This window comes from Novosphingobium sp. PhB55 (genome assembly GCF_004368805.1).
In the GTDB taxonomy this organism is placed as follows: domain Bacteria; phylum Pseudomonadota; class Alphaproteobacteria; order Sphingomonadales; family Sphingomonadaceae; genus Novosphingobium.
This window is the reverse complement of sequence record NZ_SODQ01000007.1, coordinates 336,657-354,168: the sequence shown is the minus strand read 5'-3', so window position 1 is coordinate 354,168 and position 17,512 is coordinate 336,657. Positions and strand designations below refer to the sequence as shown.

Genomic DNA, 17,512 nt, shown 5'->3' with positions numbered 1-17,512 from the left:
CGACATGCCAACTGCCGCGATCAAGATCTGCGGGATAAGCACGCCCGACGCACTCGACGCGGCGATCCGCGCGCGCGCCGCCCATGCCGGCTTCGTGTTCTTTCCCAGGAGTCCGCGCAACGTCACGCCGGCGCAGGCAGCGCTCCTGTCGGAGCGCGCGGAAGGGCGGATCGGCCGGGTGGGCCTGTTCGTCGATGCCGACGATGCAACGATCGGCGAAGCCGTCGCCAGCGCACGGCTCGATGCCCTTCAGCTTCACGGCAGCGAGAGTCCCGCCCGCGCAGCGCAGCTTCGCGCGCAGTTCGGGATTGCGGTGTGGAAAGCGCTTTCGGTCGCCACGGCGGAAGATGCGGCCAGGGCCGCCACTTATGCCGGAGCCGTGGATCTCGTGCTGTTCGATGCCAAGACACCCAAAGGCAGCCTGCCCGGCGGCATGGGCCTGAGCTTCGACTGGAATCTCGTGGCGAACTGGAAGAGCCCCATCCCCTGGGGCCTGGCGGGAGGCCTGAACCCGGAAAACGTCGCCGAGGCCGTTCGGCTGACCGGCGCTCCGCTGGTGGACACCTCTTCGGGCGTCGAGAGCGCACCGGGCGTCAAGGACCTCGACCGGATCGCCGCTTTCGCGCGCGCCCTGCAGGCGTCCTGACCGCAACCTGCCGGATCGCGGCGCGGCCTGGCGCGGCGCGATCACGCGCGGAGGGCATGCAAATAGAAAGGGCGGCCCCTCATAGACCGCCCTTCCCTGGCTTACGCTCCTTGCAGAGCGAATTCCCTGTGCCGGCTCCGGCCTGACGAACTCGGTAGCTGCGTCAGGCCGGAAATCCGATCAGAACTTTACGCCAACGCCAACCAGGCCGACGTCTGCGTCGGGGGTGTTGTCGCCAACCAGCAGGTGCTTGTATTCGACCTTGCCGTAGAAGCGGTCGTTGAGCGACTGCTCAAGACCACCGCCAACGGCAACAGCGCTGTTGCCGTACTTGGCGAACTTCGACTGCCAGGTCGAGTTGGCGTAGAGCTTGGTGGTCGGGGTGACCTTGAAGCCGGCGCGGCCGCCAACGCCCCACGAAACGCGGGTGTCGTCGGTCAGGATCTTGTCAGCCGAACCTTCGACGCCCACGAAGAACTTGTTGCCCAGGTCGTAGTCGTAGCCGACTGCGACGCCTGCAACTGCTTCGCTGTCGCTGTCGTCCCAGATGATGCCGGTGCGGGCTTCGACGCGCGCTTCGTTGGCGAGAGCGGGGGTGGCGGCGGCCACGGAAGCAACCGCAGCGAGCGAAACGAGTGCAATACGCATATTTTTAAACTCCAGAATGTCCCGGCCCTCACCGGGAGCCGCCCCGCTGCTCCCCCCAACCTTTCACCCAGATGAACGAAATAATTCATAATTACCCCGAAACGTCACGAAACTGCCACTTACAGACATTATCTTGCCATTGCAGGTGCGTCTGTTGCATGATTTGCAATTGAAAACGGGTTGGCGCACCCCAAGGAAGCAAGGCGCTGGACTTGCAGGTCGCGCTCTGCCAATCGCCCGTTTCATGACCGCACCGACGCCCGTGAACAGTTTCCGCTCCCTGCCCGACGAAACCGGCCATTTCGGCCAGTTCGGCGGTCGCTACGTTGCAGAAACGCTGATGCCGCTGATCCTCGATCTCGAGAAGGAATACCGCAAGGCACAGCAGGATCCGGCGTTCTGGGCCGAATTCGATGCGCTGATGAAGGACTTCGTCGGCCGCCCCAGCCCGCTCTACTATGCCCCGCGCATGACCGAGCATTTCCGCGGCCTCGCGCCGGCCGGAAAAGGCCCGAAGATCTACTTCAAGCGCGAAGAGCTGAACCACACCGGCGCGCACAAGATCAACAACTGCATCGGCCAGATCCTTCTGGCCATCCGCATGGGCAAGAAGAAGATCATCGCCGAGACCGGCGCCGGCCAGCACGGAGTCGCCACGGCCACCGTCGCCGCGCGCTTCGGCCTGCCCTGCAAGATCTTCATGGGCGCCAAGGATATCGAGCGCCAGAAGCCCAACGTGTTCCGCATGAAGCTGCTGGGCGCCGAAATCGTCTCCTGCGAAAGCGGATCGCAGTCCCTCAAGGACTCGATGAACGACGCGCTGCGCTACTGGGTCGCGAACGTCCACGACACCTTCTACATCATCGGCACCGCCGCCGGCCCGCACCCCTATCCCGAGCTGGTGCGCGATTTCCAGTCGATCATCGGCAAGGAAGCGCGCGAGCAGATGCTGGAGAAGGAAGGCCGCCTGCCCGACATGCTGGTGGCGGCCGTGGGCGGCGGATCGAACGCGATCGGCCTGTTCCACCCCTTCCTCGACGATCCCGAAGTGGCGATGACCGGCATCGAAGCCGCGGGCCACGGCATCGAGACCGACAAGCACGCCGCCTCGCTTACCGGCGGCAAGCCCGGCATCCTGCACGGCAACAAGACCTACCTGCTCCAGGACGAGGACGGCCAGATCACCGAGGCCCACTCGATCTCGGCCGGTCTCGACTATCCGGGCCTCGGGCCGGAGCATTCCTGGCTGCATGAGAGCGGCCGTGTGAACTACGTGCCGATCACGGATACGCAGGCGCTGGAAGCGTTCCAGCTCTGCTGCGAACTGGAAGGCATCATCCCGGCGCTCGAAAGCGCGCACGCCCTCGCCGCGCTGCCGCAGCTGACCGCCGAGATGGACGAGGACAAGCTGCTCGTCGTCAACGTCTCCGGCCGCGGTGACAAGGACATCTTCACCGTCGCCGAAGCGCTGGGCGTGGAACTCTGAACATGACCACGCGCTTCGAAACCGCATTCGCCAAGGGCCCGGCGCTCGTCTGCTTCATCACCGGGGGTGACGGCGACACCGCCGCCAATCTCGACGCGCTTGTCGAAGGCGGCGCCGACGTGATCGAACTCGGCATGCCCTTCACCGATCCCATGGCCGACGGCCCGGCGATCCAGGAAGCGAACATCCGCAGCCTCGATGCCGGCACCAGGACCGCCGACGTGTTCCGCATCGCCAGCGAATTCCGTGCGCGCCACAGCCAGGTGCCGCTGGTGCTGATGGGCTACGCCAACCCGATGATCGCGCGCGGCGCGGACTGGTTCGCCGGTGAATGCGCGAAAGCCGGTGTGGACGGCGTGATCTGCGTGGACATCCCGCCTGAGGAAGACGCCGAACTCGGCCCTGCCCTGCGCGACAAGAGCGTCTCGCTCATCCGCCTCGCCACGCCCACCACCGATGCGGCACGGCTTCCTGCCGTGCTCGAAGGCTCCTCGGGCTTCCTCTATTACGTCTCGGTCGCAGGCGTCACCGGCATGCAGCAGGCGGCACAAGGCTCGATCGAGGATGCCGTGGCCAAGCTCAAGGCCGCCAGCACCATCCCCGTGGCCGTCGGTTTCGGCGTGCGCACCCCCGAACAGGCCAGCGCCATTGCCAGAGTGGCGGACGGCGTGGTCGTCGGCTCTGCGCTGGTCGACCTGGTCAAGCAGCACGGCACCGACGCTCCTGCCCATCTGCGCGCCCTGACGGCCTCGCTGGCCGAAGCGGTCCACACCGCGCGCTGACCCTTCTGTTTTTCGTCATTGCCAATTGCATGACGACAACGCAATTCCAGCATCGCGGCAGCCTCTTGCAGGTTGCCGCGATGTGCTTTTCCGGACGGGTGCCATGAAAGACTTCGCCGTTTCCGAAGACCCCCGCGTCCAAGCCCAGCTCAACCGGCTGGAGGCGCTGTCGCTGCCCCAGGGGCGCTTCGGGCTGGAGACCATCCTGACCCTGCTCGAGCGAGTCGGTAACCCGCAAAAGCGCCTGCCGCCGACCTTTCATGTGGCCGGCACGAACGGCAAAGGTTCGACCTGCACTTACCTTCGCTTCATGCTGGAAGCGCAGGGCCTGAAGGTCCACTCGGCCACCAAACCGCACCTCGTGCGCTACAATGAGCGTATCCGCCTTGGCGGCAAGCTGATTTCCGACGGGATGCTGGCCGACCTGCTCGCCGAAGTTCTCGATGCGGGCGAGGATCTCCAGCCCAGCTTCTTCGAGGTGACGACGGCCGCGATCTTCCTCGCTTTCGCGCGGGAACCTGCGGATGCCTGCGTGGTCGAGGTCGGCCTCGGCGGGCGGCTCGATGCCACCAACGTGCTGGAACACCCGGCCGCCTGCGGTATCGTGACGCTGGGCATCGACCACGAGGCGTTCCTGCTCCGCCCGGAGCCCGGCGCGCCCGAGGACCCGCTCGCCCGCATCGCCTTCGAAAAGGCCGGCATCGTCCGCAGCCCTGCCCCGGTCGCCACCCTGGCCTATCCCGAAAGCGCAGCGCTGGAGATCGAGCGCGCCGCCATGACCGCCGGCGCCCCGCTGCACATGCGCGGGCGCGACTGGGACGCGGGCGTGGGCGACGTGATCGAATATTCGGACCGGCACGGCGAACTCACCCTGCCGCTGCCGAGCCTGCCCGGCCTGCACCAGGCGGAGAACGCCGCACTGGCCGTCGCCATGCTGCGCCATCAGGACCGGGTGAGCGTCGCGCCAGAGGCCATGGCGGAGGGGATTCGCGCCGCACACTGGCCCGCGCGCCTGCAACGGCTCTCCCAAGGTCCGCTTACCCGTCATGCCGGAGGGCGCGCCGTCTGGCTGGACGGTGGCCACAACCCCGACGCCGGGCGCGCCATCGCCCGTCATTTCGCCGGGCAGCGGCTGCATCTCGTGATCGGGATGTTGGCCAACAAGGACCCGCGCGCGCTCACCCAGCCGCTGGCCGAAAGCATCGCCAGCATTCGCGCGGTGCCGGTGCCCGGCCACGATTGCCACGGTGCCGCGAGCTTCGGCCCGGGCGCGCTCGGCGCCGAAAGCGTGGCCGATGCGCTTGCCGCGCTGCCGGACGATGGCCTGCCGGTATTGATCGCCGGATCGCTCTATCTGTCCGGCGTGGTGCTCAAGGCCAACGACGAAGTGCCAGACTAGGCATCAGGCCAGGCGCGCGCGCCGCGCCTGCCGGGCCACGCGCCACCATTCCAGCAGGCACAGGACGATGGCGATCGTGCCGATCCAGGTGACGAGCACGAACATCCGGTAATAGCCCTGCTGCTGGATGAGCTGTCCCAGCGCGCCGCGCCCCAGTGTTCCCACCAGCAAGGTCAGCGAGGAGAGCAGCGCATATTGCACCGCGCTGTAACCCTTGGAGACGATGGACGAGAGCCAGGCGATATAGGCCGCGCCGGCAATGCCCGTCGCCAGGTTCTCCGTGCCGATCGTGACCATCAGCGTGCCCAGGCGCGGCTCTCCGCCAAGCTGCTCGACCAGCCAGGTCACGCCGAGCATGTCGCTCACCATCGCCATGCGCGCGCCGCCGAGGGCGAGGTCCGCATAGAGCAGGTTGGTGACCGCAGCGAGGATCGCGCCGAGCGTCAGCGTGGCCATGCGGCCGATCACCGTCAGCAGCGTACCCCCGAGCGCGAGGCCCAGAACGATGGCGCCCACGCCGAAGAACTTGGAGGCGATGGCCACTTCGTCCTTCGTGTACTTCAGTTCGCCCAGGTAGAAGGGATAAGCGAAAGTGCCCCAGATCGAATCGCAGATGCGATACGTCAGCACCAGCGCCAGGGCGAGCACCAGGCCCCAGCCCATGCGCCCCACCAGTTCGGTCAGCGGCAGGATCAGGGCGCGGTAGAGGTGGTCCGCCACGCGCGAACCGGTCCCGTCGTGCGGCACGGCCTGCGTCAGGAGATGACGTCCACTGCGCTGCAGATAGACCAGCACCGCCGCGATGGAGGCAGGCAGGATGATGGTGGCGATGACGATGAGCGGGCCGGTGGTCGACACGAAATCGACGGCATCGGGCCGCGCACCCGGATCGCTGCCCAGCGAGCGGACCATGAAGATTCCCACGGTGACCAGCGCCCAGCCCCACAGCAGGCCCACCAGCGCCAGCGCAATCGTGCGCACGCGCGGGCTCAACTGCCCGGCCTCGCGCAGTTCCAGCAGTTCGTCCCGGTCTTCGGCGCTCGGCGCGGCAGCATCCGCATCGGGCGCGAAGAGGCAGATCACGCCCGCAGCCACGAGAATCAGCCCCATGACCAGGAACACCGAAGTCCAGCCGATCCGCTCGGCGAGGATCAGGGCCAATGCCCCGCCGACGAGCGCGGCGATGCGATAGCCCATCTGGAATACCGTGGAAAGCATGTCGATGGTCGCCACGTCGTCTGCCACGTCGACGCGCCAGGCGTCGATGGCGATGTCCTGCGTGGCCGAGGCGAAGGCGCCGATGCCCGCCAGCAGCGAGAACAGGCCCAGCGCCGCGACTGGATCGAGCTGCGACAGCGTCACCAGAATGATGCCGAGCAGGACCTGCGCCGTCACGATCCACTGCTTGCGGCGGCCAAGGCGGCGAAGGCCGGGCAGGTCGATGCGGTCGAGCGCGGGCGACCAGAGGAACTTGAACGCGTAAGCCAGCCCGATCAGCGAAAATACGCCCATCGTCTCCAGATCGACATGGGCATCGGACAGCCAGGCATAGAGCGTGCCGAGCAGGAGCGAGTACGGCAGACCGGCCGCAAACCCGAAGACCGCCATGAACCCGGTCTTCCGATTGCCCAAAGCGCGAATCACCGTCCCCAAGCCGGGCTTCGGGGCAGCAGAGGCTTCAGACATCCAGTATTCTCCGTTGGCAAACTCCGGGGACGGGCCCTGCGCGACCGTAACGCGTGGTTTCCCGAAGGGAAGGCTGGATGAAGCGGCGATCAACAGGTATGGGCGGGCGAATGTCCAAACCTCCTTTCAAATCCGGCGGCCCGAAGCGTGGCGGCTCTTCCCGCGATGGCGGCTCCTCGCGTGGCCCCTCGCGCACCACTTCAGGCACCTCGGGCCGGCGCGGCGCCGACCGGACGGCACGCGACGGCGCGACCCGGAGCGATGCGGGACGGGAAGAAGGCGGCCGGGGACGCGCATTTCGCGATGGCCCCGCACGGGATGCGCGCGACACGCGCAGCGCCCGGGATTCGCGGGACGGCCGCAACCTCCGCGATACGCGATCGACGCGCGACGAACGCCCCGCCCGCGGCGGCCGCTCAGGCCGCGCCGGCCGTGACGAAAAGCTCTTCGGCCGTAACGAACGCCCCGTGCGCGATGAACGTCGTTCGCGCGATGATCGTCCGGCCCGCACCGAACGCCCTGATCGTGGCGACCGTCCCGTACGCGGTGACCGTCCCTTCCGCGAGGATCGGCCTTTCCGCGAGGATCGGCCGTCGCGCGATGGCGCCCCGGCACGCGGCGAGCGCTCTGCCCGCACCACCGCTCCGGCGCGTGACGCTGCGCCGCGCCGCGGCCCCGGCGCTCGTTTCGGCGAGCAGGAATCGCGCGGCAGCGCTTATGCGCCGCGCGGTCCCCGTCCGTCGGATTCCGGCCGCTTCGACAATGAACGCCCGCGTCGCAAGCCCCCCCGCTCGGCGCCCCAGGCGGCAGCGCCCACGCCCAAGTCTGCCGGGTTGCCCGTGCGCGAGGGCGAACGCATCGCCAAGCTGCTGGCCCGTGCCGGCATCGCCAGCCGCCGCGAAGCCGAACGCCTTATCATCGAAGGCCGCGTGAAGCTGGGTGAAGACGTGATCGAGACCCCCTCGACCGTGCTCGCTAACCTCAAGGGCGTCACCGTGGACGGCAACCCGGTCCGCGAGGCCGAGGAAACCCGCCTCTTCGCCTTCCACAAGCCCGCCGGCCTGCTCACCGCCGAGCGTGATCCCGCCGGCCGACCGACGATCTACACCGCCTTGCGCAATGCCCTGCCCGAAGGCAGCGGCAGGGTGATGCCGATAGGCCGTCTCGATCTCAGTACCGAGGGCCTGCTGTTGCTGACCAATGACGGCGAGTTCAAGCGCGAGCTGGAACTGCCCGCCACCGGCGTTCCCCGCACTTATCGCGCCCGTACTTTCGGCGACATCAGCCAGGGACAGCTCGAAGACCTGATCGAAGGCATCGAGATCGAAGGCGTGGTCTACGGCAAGATCGACGCCAACATGGAGCGCCGCACCGGGCGCAACCAGTGGATCGAGATGACTCTGACGGAAGGCAAGAACCGCGAAGTCCGCCGTGTTCTCGAACACCTCGGCCTGCAGGTCAGCCGCCTGATTCGCACGTCTTACGGACCTTTCCGCCTGCTCGACCTGCCCAAGGGCATGGCCTTCGAGGTCACTCAGCGCGATCTCGAAAACTTCCGCAAGACCCTGCCGAGCATCAAGTCGTGAAGGGGCCCGCGGCCAGGGGCACAGCCGTGAAGACGGGCCTGCGCATCGTCGCGGGCGAATGGCGTGGCCGCAAGCTGGCAGCGCCCGAAGGCGATACCACCCGGCCGACGGCGGACCGCACGCGAGAGACGCTGTTCTCGATGCTGGCCAGCCGGCTCGGCACATTCGAGGGTCTGAAAGTCGCGGATCTCTTCGCGGGATCGGGTGCGCTGGGCCTTGAGGCGCTGTCGCGCGGTGCGGCCCATTGCCTCTTCGTCGATCAGGACCCGGCAGCGGTTCGCGCGATTCGCGCCAATATCGCCAATCTTCAGGCCCAAGGCCGGAGCGACGTCCGCGCCGGATCCGTCATGGCACTCGGCCCCGCCAAGGGAACACTCGACCTCGTTCTGCTCGACCCGCCTTACGAGACGGGCGCCGGCGCAGTCGCGATCGACAAGCTCGCGCGGCTCGGCTGGATTGGCGAACAGACCTGGGTCAGCCTGGAGACCGCCAAGACGGAAGCCGTTTCCATCAAGGGCTTCGAACTCGAAAGCTCGCGCGATGTCGGCAAGGCCCGCATCCATCTGCTGCGGCCCGTCGGCTAAAAGGCAGCACCGTCCCGGACAAGGTTCGGGACGGTCTCGCCCGGCTTACTTGCCGCCGCGATTGCGGCAGCCGTCCTTCACGGTCTTGCTGCAGACCGGATAATCCTTGTTCATCGCGGTCGCAGGCGGCGGGGTCATTGCGCCCTTGTAGGGACCGCCCTGATAGGTCTGGTCGGCCGGCATGGCCGGGCGCACCGTCTGGTCGGCATATTGCGGATCGGGAACGCCGGTCGTCGGCATGCCTTCACCCGGAGGGTTCGCTTGTGCCGGGGGCGTCGTCGGTGTCTTGCCGGCCATCTGCTGCGAGATCGAGTTCCAAGCGATCGCCTGCTGCTCCGGGGTCATCTTGTAGATTTGCCCGCGCTGGTCCGGGGTGAGCGCCCAGTAGCCCTTCTGCTGCGGCGCCGTGAGGCTCCAATAATAGGCTTGATACTCCGGCGTCCACGAGTCGTAGTCTGCGCGCTGGGCGGCCGGCCAGGCGTCGTACATGGACTTCTGGTCCGGTGTCATGGTCGAGGAGGTGATGGGCTTGGCCCCGGCCATGCCCGAGGGCATGCTCGAATCGGAAGGAGTTGCGGGCGGCGGCGGGGCTTCCGGCACAGGGGGCATCTCGCCGGCAGTGTCCGTGGTGCCGGAAGCCCCAGCGGTGTCTTGGGCCTGGACGGCGCCGGACATGCCCAGGATGGCCAGGGCTGCCGCGCCCGAAAGGAGATATTTGTGCATGACTCACTCTCCATCTGCTCGTGTTTCTGGTTATTCTTTTCCGTGACTAGGCGACTCCCGGCGCCGGGGGATTGTTCCGGGGCTGCGACGAACCGGCCTTGCGCCACGACATCCCGTTCCCTAGATGTTCACGGGTGAACGATCTGCAATCCTCTCTGCCCGAAGCCTCCTCGGACCCCCTGCTGGAAGGGCTCAATCCGCCGCAGCGAGAGGCCGTGCTGACCACCGAAGGCGCGGTGCTGATGCTGGCCGGGGCCGGCACGGGCAAGACGGCGGCGCTCACCCGCCGCCTGGCGCATCTGGTGCGCAGCCGCCTCGCCTGGCCGAGCGAGATTCTCTGCGTCACGTTCACCAACAAGGCCGCCCGCGAAATGCGCGAGCGCGTGGGGCACCTGATCGGCCCGGCCGTGGAAGGCATGCCCTGGCTGGGCACGTTCCACGCCATCGCCGCCAAGATGCTGCGCCGCCATGCGGAGCTGGTGGGGCTGCAACCCAACTACACGATCATCGATACCGACGATCAGTTGCGCCTGCTCAAGCAGCTCATCCAGGCCGAAGGGCTGGACGAAAAGCGCTGGCCCGCCCGCCAGCTTGCGGGTTGCATCGATCGCTGGAAGAATCGCGGCCTAAACCCGGCCGACCTCGATGCAGGCGAGAACGAAGCCTATGCCAATGGCCGCGGGCAGAAGTTCTACCAGCTCTATCAGGACCGCCTGAAGGCCGTGAACGCCTGCGATTTCGGCGACCTCCTGCTGCACATGCTCAACATCCTGCGCACTCACCGCGAGGTGCTGGAACAGTATCAGCAGCGGTTCAAATACGTGATGGTGGACGAGTATCAGGACACCAACCAGGTCCAGTACCTGTGGCTCCGGCTCATCGCGCAGGAGCGCAAGAACATTTGCGTGGTGGGAGACGACGACCAGTCGATCTATTCCTGGCGCGGCGCCGAAGTGGCGAATATCCTCAAGTTCGAAAAGGATTTTCCGGGCGCCAAGGTGATCCGGCTGGAGCAGAACTATCGCTCCACCCCGCAGATCCTCGCCGCCGCTTCGGGCCTGATCGGCGAGAATACCCAGCGCCTCGGCAAGACGCTGTGGACCGAGCGCCATCCCGGCGACAAGGTCCGGGTGATCGGCGTCTGGGATGCCCCCGAGGAAGCGCGCCGCGTGGGCGACGAGATCGAGCGGCTGGAGCGCGAAGGCGCCCCGCTCGACCAGGTGGCCATCCTCGTGCGCGCACAGTACCAGACCCGCGAATTCGAAGACCGGTTCATCTCAATCGGCATGAAGTATCGCATCGTCGGCGGCTTCCGCTTCTACGAACGCGCCGAGATCCGCGATGCCCTCGCCTATCTGCGCGTGATCGCGCAGCCGGCGGACGACCTTGCCTTCGAGCGCATCTACAATGCCCCCAAGCGCGGCCTGGGCGCCAAGGCGCTGGAGGCGCTGCACACGCTCGCTCGGCGCCGGAACATCCCGCTTGCCATGGCCGCGATCGAGATCGCCGACAGCGACGAATTGCCGGCCCGCCCGCGCAACACGTTCCTGTCGCTGATGCGCGACTTCGCGCGGTGGCGGGACCTTTCCGGCACCGAGAACCCAGCCGATCTCATGCGCACCGTCTTGGATGAGAGCGGCTATACGGACGCGCTCCAGGCAGAGAAGACGCCCGAAGCCAGCGGGCGCCTCGAAAACCTCGTCGAACTGGCGCGGGCCATGGAGGAATACGAAACGCTCGGCGATTTCCTCGAGCACGTCAGCCTCGTGATGGACAACGACGCTGCCTCCGACGAGGAAAAGGTCACGATCATGACCATGCATGCGGCCAAGGGACTCGAGTTCGAGCATGTGTTCCTGCCCGGCTGGGAGGAAGGCGTGTTCCCCTCGCAGCGGGCGATGGACGAAGGCGGATTGGCCAGCCTGGAGGAAGAGCGCCGGCTCGCCTACGTCGCGATCACCCGCGCGCGGCGCAAGTGCACGATCCTGCACGCGGCCAATCGGCGGATCTACGGCCAGTGGACCAGTTCGATCCCCTCGCGCTTCATTGCCGAACTTCCGGACGATCACGTCGAGAGCGAAACCACGCTGACCGGCGGCGCTTCGCTCTGGCGGGCGCAATGGTCCGAAATGGCGGATCCCTTTGCCGAAGTGGCCCGCGCCCAGCCCGCCCGCACGGTAACGCGTGGCCCGGGGTGGCAGCGCGCCGCAGCCCGGGAATTCGATACCACGCCGCGCAAGATCGCCGAATCGACGCGCAGTGCGGCCAGCTTCGCCGCCAAACCGCGTACCGACATCGAAATCGGCAGCCGCGTGTTCCATGAGAAGTTCGGCTACGGCGCGGTGATCTCCCAGGAAGGCAACAAGCTGGAGATCGAATTCGAACAGGCCGGACTCAAGCGCGTGCTCGACAGTTTCGTCAAACCGGCAGGCTGACGCGGCCCAGCCTGCCAGCTTGATGCCATTTCAGAGGCCGGTCTTTACCGGCGCCGCGTGAATCTGCTCGATCCACGGATCGCGCTCGAAGCGCGCCGTGCCATCGGCTGCAAAGTCGAGAAGATTCCCGCCCTCCCCGGCGCGCGGCGACCACTTCGGCAAGGAGGCGCCGTTGGGATCGCCGGTCCGCGCGAAATTCACGAGATAGGCGCTGACGATCCCGCCCATCGCCTTGTCGCGGGCACTGGTCCGGTCTCCATATTTCACCGCCTGGGTATCGAGGAAGAACGGGATGTCGGTAGCGTGGCCGGCGCCCTTGCCGCCGCCCTCCAGCGAGGACGCAACGTAGGAGAAGCGGTACTCGTAGACCGGAACGCCCGCCTTGGCGACAAGGTCGGAGATCTGCCGCGCGCCGGCTACCATGCCGCCACTGACGCCGCCGATGTCGTCGCTGGTCGCGCCGATCATCATCGGAACGCGGTGGAAGCGGTTGGTTTCATAAGCCTTGCGCTGGTCCACCGCTATGCGGCCATCGGAGAAGGGACTGGCGAAGGTCCGCAAGCCCCCGGGCGGCGTGAACAGCGCCGCGAGATTGAGGCCGTCGATCACTTGCTCGGCCGTCAATCCGCGCAATTTCGCCAGGGCCTCCGGGTCGCCCGGAGCGATGTCCTTGGACTGCCCGAAGCGGCCACCGATCTCTTCCGCCGCGGCAAGATCCGGATTGGCCAGGCTCGTGCCGTTCCCGCCCGACATCACGACCGCTTTGTGAAACAGGCCATCGGCCTCGGGCGAGGTCACGAGATTGTTCACCGACATGCCGCCGGCGCTCTCGCCGATGATGGTGACATTGGCCGGATCGCCCCCGAAAGCCGCGATGTTGCGCTGAACCCAGCGCAGCGCGGCCAGTTGGTCCATGTAGCCGTAGTTGCCCACCATGCCGCCGTCCTCCGCCGCCCGAGTAAGCGCCGGATGCGCGAAAGTCCCGAAGCGACCGATGCGGTAGTTGAAGCTGAAGAACAGGACGCCCTGCCGCGCCAGTTCCGCGCCGGAATAGGTCGGCGGCGAAGCGCCCCCGTTCACGAAGCCGCCGCCGTAGATCCACACGACCACCGGCAGCTTGCCCTTGGCTGCGGCAGGACGCCAGACATTGGCGTAAAGGCAATCCTCGGCAGGCGGCGTGCCGAGCGGCGCCGCGTCGCCGTCGAAGGGCTTCTGCATGCAGTCATGGCCATAAGTCGTGGCCTCGCGGGTTCCCTGCCAGGCGGCGGCGGGTTGCGGCGCGCGCCAGCGCAAGGGACCGACCGGCGGCGCGGCGAAAGGAATGCCCTTCCAGCTGGCCACGCCGTTCTCAACGCGGCCAGCCAGCTTGCCGCCCTCGACGACCGCTTCCGGCCGGGGACCGGCCTGCGCGCCGCAGGAAGCCGCAAACACGCCTACGAACGCCAGCATGTACCTGTATTTCATCGGATCCCCGCAGCAGACAGCCTCTTCGAAAGCAGTCTGGCATGCGGCTGTGCAGCCACGCAAGCGAGATCACCCGCGCTCAGGCGCAACGCAAAAACGCCCCGCTTCCTCCGAAGAAAAAGCGGGGCGTTTTTGAATTAGCTGGAAAAACACCCTTCAGGGCATTTTCCCGATCGTGCGCTCAGGCGAGCGCCGAAACGTGGAGGAATTCCGGGATCGGGCCGTTCCAGCCGTCGTCAGCCGGCTCCTGATCGCGGCGGCGCGACCGGTTGCCATCCGAACGGCGCTCGCGGCGCTGCTCTTCCCCGCGGCTTTCGCGGCGCGGCGCACGCTCTTCGCGGGCCGGGCGCTCTTCGCGAACCGGCGCGCGCTCTTCACTAGCGACTCGCTCTTCGCGCACCGGGCGCTCCTCACGGACCGGGCGCTCTTCGCGGGCCGAAGACCGCTCACGCTTTTCACGGCGGGGCTTCTCTTCACGGGTCGGAGCCTCAGGGGCCTCCTCGGCCGCCATCTGATAGACCGGGATCTTCCCGCCAGTGAGCTTTTCGACATTGTCGATCGCCTCGGCATCTTCCGGGGTCACGAACGTGAAAGCACGGCCCGATGCGCCGCCACGGCCCGTGCGGCCGATGCGGTGCACATAGTCGTCCGGGTGCCAGGGCGTATCGAAGTTGAAGACGTGGCTTACGCCCTTCACGTCCAGGCCGCGGGCAGCGACGTCGGACGCGACGAGGATGTTCACCGCACCATCCTTGAACCGCTGCAGCTCTGCCAGACGGGCGGGCTGGTCCATGTCGCCATGGATCTCGCCGGCCGCAAAACCGTGCTGTTTGAGGCTCTTGGCCAGTTCGCGAACGGTAGTCTTGCGGTTGGCGAAGACGATCGCGGTGGAGACGTTGTCAGTGCGCAGCAGGTCGCGCAGCACTTCGCGCTTCTTGCGCGACTGCACCGCCACCTTGTGCTGGACGATATTGGTGTTTGCCGTCGCCGGGCGGGCGACTTCGATATATTTCGGGTTGGTCAGGAAGCGGTCTGCCAGCTTCTTGATCACCGGCGGCATCGTTGCCGAGAACAGCAGCGTTTGCCGGGTGGTGGGCAGCTTGGAGCAGATCGTCTCGATGTCGGGGATGAAGCCCATGTCGAGCATGCGGTCCGCCTCGTCGATGACGAGCAGTTCGCAACCCGTGAGCATGATCTTGCCGCGCTCGAACAGGTCCATCAGGCGGCCCGGAGTCGCGATCAGCACGTCGACGCCGCTTGACAGCGCCTTGAGCTGATCACCCATCTGCACGCCGCCGATCAGCAGGGCCATCTTGAGATCGTGGTTCTTGCCGTACTTCTCGAAGTTTTCGGCAACCTGGGCCGCGAGCTCGCGCGTCGGCTCGAGAATCAGCGAGCGCGGCATCAGCGCGCGGCGTCGGCCATGCGCGAGAATGTCGATCATCGGCAGCACGAAGCTGGCCGTCTTGCCGGTCCCGGTCTGGGCGATGCCGATAAGGTCCTTCATCATCAGGACCGGCGGGATGGCTTGCGCCTGAATGGGAGTCGGCTCGCTATAGCCAGCGGTTTCAACCGCTTGCAGCAGTTCGTCAGACAGGCCGAGATCGGCAAAGTTCATAGACAGACAGGTCTCATAGGCAGGAGTCTTGCGAGAATGCAGGGTACTTCGATTATGTCGCGGCGCGGCAGCGAGACCCGAATCATATGATTCACGCGCATGCCAATCGTACACCTGCGCGCCGCCTAGGCGGGAAATACCGCAGAAGTCAAGGAAATCCACGCCCTGCCCGCTTCAGGCCGCAAGATTCGCCTTCGCAAAAGCCGCGCGAAACGCATCTGCCGCCCCGCGCGTGTTCCGTGACAGCCTATCGCGCCACCACCAGCTGACGGATGCGCGACAGCTTGCAGGTCGTGCCGCTGCGCGAAAGCAACTCGTCCCGATCGATGCAAAGCTGGCCGTCGGACGTGCGGGAAAGCAGGAAACCCGAGTAGAATGCGCCTGCCCGGCACCCGCGCTCCAGGTCCGCGCCGACCACGCGGCGATCGCGCATGAACAGCAGCAGGCGGCTCTGACCATCGGGCTGGACCCCCGCGATCCCGGACATCGGCAGGCACTTGCCGATCTTGCGTTCCGAATAACGCGGCCGATCGTCCTCGCGCCCCGGCATGCCCATAAGCATTTCCGGCGGAGCGGGCATCTGCGCGCGCGGGCTGATTCGGATGGTCATGCGCTGCTCGATTCGCACCTGCCAGGCACTGTCCGGCTCGACATGCTCGAAAGCCTCGGCGGCGAAGCGCCAGGCGCTGGGCGAATCGGGCAGTTCTTCCGGCCAGACGTAGCCCTGCTCAGCCGGCGCGGCCGTGGCAGCGGGCGTTTCCGGACGATCTTCGTGCTTCGCGCGCCCACCTCCGCCCAGGCCGACTGCGGGAAGCAGCAGCGCAAACGGATAGAGCAGGACGGAAGCGAGATTCATGAAAAGGAACGGTCCCCGGGCGCGCTTTAACCGTCGCCATAGCGCAGGAGCTTGAACCAGCGCTTAACTTGGCGCAACGCCAACCGCCTTCCTATCCCGCGAAGAGTGCTGCCTATCTTGCGAAGAGTGCTGGTGAAACCTGTTCGCGCCTGTGCCATATCGCCCCCATGACCCATACCGACAGCTTTCTCGCCGAAGCCGCCGACCTGCTCGGTCCGCGTGGATTCACCACCGATGCGGAACTCGTCACGCCCTGGCTGACCGACTGGCGCGGCCGTTACACCGGCGCGGCCGTGGCGCTCGCCTCACCGGCCGATGCCGAGGAAGTCTCCGCGCTTCTGCGGCTCTGCTCGAAGCACGGCGTGCCGATCGTACCGCAGGGCGGCAACAGCGGTATGTCCGGTGGCGCGACCCCGGACGCTACCGGTTCGGCGCTGCTTCTGTCGCTGCGCCGGATGAATGCGATTCGCGCGCTCGACGCCGAAGCCCGGCAAGTGACCTGCGAGGCGGGGGTCGTTCTCCAGACGCTTCACGAAGCCGCCGAAGCGCAGGACTTGCGCTTTCCTCTCTCGCTCGGCGGCAAGGGCTCCGCTACGGTCGGCGGCCTGATCTCGACCAATGCCGGCGGCACCCAGGTGCTGCGCCATGGTTCGATGCGGGCCTTGGTGCTGGGGTTGGAAGCCGTCATGGCCGATGGCCGGATCTTTTCGATGCTGACACCGCTCAAGAAGGACAACCGCGGTTTCGACCTCAAGCAATTGCTGATCGGGTCCGAAGGGACGATGGGCGTGGTCACCGCCGCGACGCTCGCCCTGCTCCCGGCCGTCGCCGAACGCGTGGTCATCTGGGCAGGTGTTCCCTCGCTGGGCGCAGCGCGAAAGCTCCTGCTCCACTGCGAGGCGGCGGCCGGAGAGGCGCTCGAAGGCTTCGAAGTGCTGCCGCAGGCCTGCCTCGAAGCCGTCCTCGACCACTTGCCCGATGCGCGCGCGCCGCTTGCAGACGCGCATGCCTGGCACGTCCTGATCGAAGTGGTGGCGGACCGTTCGGCAGCCGCGACCCTGCGGGACCGCTGCGAGGCGATGATGGCCGATGCCTTCGAGGCCGAACTGGTGGAGGACGCCGCCATGTCCGCCAGCGAAGCCCAGGCCGAGGCCATGTGGCTCCTGCGCGAATCGATCTCGCCCGCCGAGCGGGCCCGCGGTCCGGCGGTCCAGCACGACATTTCGGTGCCGGTCGAGAAGATGCCCGACTTCGTGGAAACGACCATCCCGATGATCGAGGCGAAATGGCCCGGCACCGAAGCCATCGCTTTTGGACATCTCGGAGACGGCAACGTGCATTACCACGTCATCGCCCCCAGCGTGACCGAAGGCCCCGCCTGGCAGGCCGGCGAGGGCAAGGCGATCAGCCGCTACGTCCACGACCTCGTCACCGAATGGGGCGGCTCGATCTCGGCCGAGCACGGGATCGGCCAGCTCAAGCGCGACGAACTGGCGCGCCTTGGCGATCCGGTGGCCCTGTCCATCCTGCGCGCGGTGAAGCAGGCACTCGACCCGCAAGGGCTGCTCAATCCCGGCAAGCTGATCTGACAGGATAATA

At 66.7% G+C, this 17,512-nt stretch carries 14 protein-coding genes; 8 read left to right on the top strand and 6 right to left on the bottom strand.

The annotated features are described in order from the left end of the window. Positions 1-4 precede the first annotated feature (4 nt). Positions 5-646 (top strand): phosphoribosylanthranilate isomerase, encoded by a 642-nt coding sequence (locus EDF57_RS19130; RefSeq protein WP_134095372.1) that lies wholly within the window; start codon positions 5-7, stop codon positions 644-646. Between the two features lie 180 nt (positions 647-826). On the opposite strand, the gene EDF57_RS19125 is transcribed toward EDF57_RS19130, so the two are convergent. Next, complete coding sequence (locus tag EDF57_RS19125) at positions 827-1,294, bottom strand: outer membrane beta-barrel protein (protein ID WP_134095371.1); 468 nt, start codon at positions 1,292-1,294, stop codon at positions 827-829. Positions 1,295-1,538: 244 nt separating this feature from the next. Between EDF57_RS19125 and trpB the strand changes: the two genes are divergently transcribed. From trpB to EDF57_RS19110, 3 genes are all read left to right on the top strand, one after another. Beyond that, the gene (gene trpB / locus EDF57_RS19120; RefSeq protein WP_134095370.1) at positions 1,539-2,780 is read left to right on the top strand and encodes a tryptophan synthase subunit beta; all 1,242 of its coding nucleotides are present in this window, start codon (positions 1,539-1,541) and stop codon (positions 2,778-2,780) included. Positions 2,781-2,782: 2 nt separating this feature from the next. Continuing rightward, a complete protein-coding gene (gene trpA, locus EDF57_RS19115; RefSeq protein WP_134095369.1) occupies positions 2,783-3,562 on the top strand; it encodes a tryptophan synthase subunit alpha in 780 nt (259 codons plus the stop codon). A gap of 103 nt (positions 3,563-3,665) precedes the next feature. Beyond that, the gene (locus EDF57_RS19110; protein ID WP_134095368.1) at positions 3,666-4,961 is read left to right on the top strand and encodes a folylpolyglutamate synthase/dihydrofolate synthase family protein; all 1,296 of its coding nucleotides are present in this window, start codon (positions 3,666-3,668) and stop codon (positions 4,959-4,961) included. Positions 4,962-4,964: 3 nt separating this feature from the next. Here EDF57_RS19110 and EDF57_RS19105 read toward each other — a convergent pair whose 3' ends face one another. Beyond that, positions 4,965-6,647, bottom strand: a complete 1,683-nt coding sequence (locus EDF57_RS19105; protein WP_134095367.1) for an MFS transporter — start codon at positions 6,645-6,647, stop codon at positions 4,965-4,967. 110 nt (positions 6,648-6,757) lie between these two features. On the opposite strand from EDF57_RS19105, the gene EDF57_RS19100 reads away from it, so the two are divergent. Then, on the top strand, positions 6,758-8,233 hold the full coding sequence (locus tag EDF57_RS19100) for a pseudouridine synthase (RefSeq protein ID WP_134095366.1): 1,476 nt from the start codon (positions 6,758-6,760) through the stop codon (positions 8,231-8,233). 26 nt (positions 8,234-8,259) lie between these two features. Next, complete coding sequence (rsmD, locus tag EDF57_RS19095; protein WP_243841144.1) at positions 8,260-8,817, top strand: 16S rRNA (guanine(966)-N(2))-methyltransferase RsmD; 558 nt, start codon at positions 8,260-8,262, stop codon at positions 8,815-8,817. A 45-nt stretch (positions 8,818-8,862) separates the two neighbouring features. Here the strand turns inward: rsmD and EDF57_RS19090 are convergent, their stop codons facing one another. Then, on the bottom strand, positions 8,863-9,540 hold the full coding sequence (locus tag EDF57_RS19090) for a hypothetical protein (RefSeq protein ID WP_134095365.1): 678 nt from the start codon (positions 9,538-9,540) through the stop codon (positions 8,863-8,865). 134 nt (positions 9,541-9,674) lie between these two features. On the opposite strand from EDF57_RS19090, the gene EDF57_RS19085 reads away from it, so the two are divergent. Further along, the gene (locus tag EDF57_RS19085; RefSeq protein WP_208324898.1) at positions 9,675-11,975 is read left to right on the top strand and encodes a UvrD-helicase domain-containing protein; all 2,301 of its coding nucleotides are present in this window, start codon (positions 9,675-9,677) and stop codon (positions 11,973-11,975) included. Positions 11,976-12,005: 30 nt separating this feature from the next. On the opposite strand, the gene EDF57_RS19080 is transcribed toward EDF57_RS19085, so the two are convergent. The 3 genes from EDF57_RS19080 to EDF57_RS19070 all read right to left on the bottom strand — a co-directional run bounded on the left by EDF57_RS19080 (position 12,006) and on the right by EDF57_RS19070 (position 15,913). Next, positions 12,006-13,439, bottom strand: a complete 1,434-nt coding sequence (locus EDF57_RS19080; RefSeq protein ID WP_134095364.1) for a carboxylesterase family protein — start codon at positions 13,437-13,439, stop codon at positions 12,006-12,008. Between the two features lie 181 nt (positions 13,440-13,620). After that, positions 13,621-15,057 carry a DEAD/DEAH box helicase gene (locus EDF57_RS19075; protein WP_134095363.1) on the bottom strand — a complete coding sequence of 479 codons (1,437 nt, stop codon included), beginning with the start codon at positions 15,055-15,057 and terminating at the stop codon, positions 13,621-13,623. Between the two features lie 247 nt (positions 15,058-15,304). After that, the gene (locus EDF57_RS19070) at positions 15,305-15,913 is read right to left on the bottom strand and encodes a hypothetical protein (protein ID WP_132263716.1); all 609 of its coding nucleotides are present in this window, start codon (positions 15,911-15,913) and stop codon (positions 15,305-15,307) included. A gap of 167 nt (positions 15,914-16,080) precedes the next feature. Here EDF57_RS19070 and EDF57_RS19065 point away from each other — a divergent pair, with 167 nt between their 5' ends. Further along, positions 16,081-17,502, top strand: a complete 1,422-nt coding sequence (locus tag EDF57_RS19065; protein WP_134095362.1) for an FAD-binding oxidoreductase — start codon at positions 16,081-16,083, stop codon at positions 17,500-17,502. Positions 17,503-17,512 lie beyond the last annotated feature (10 nt).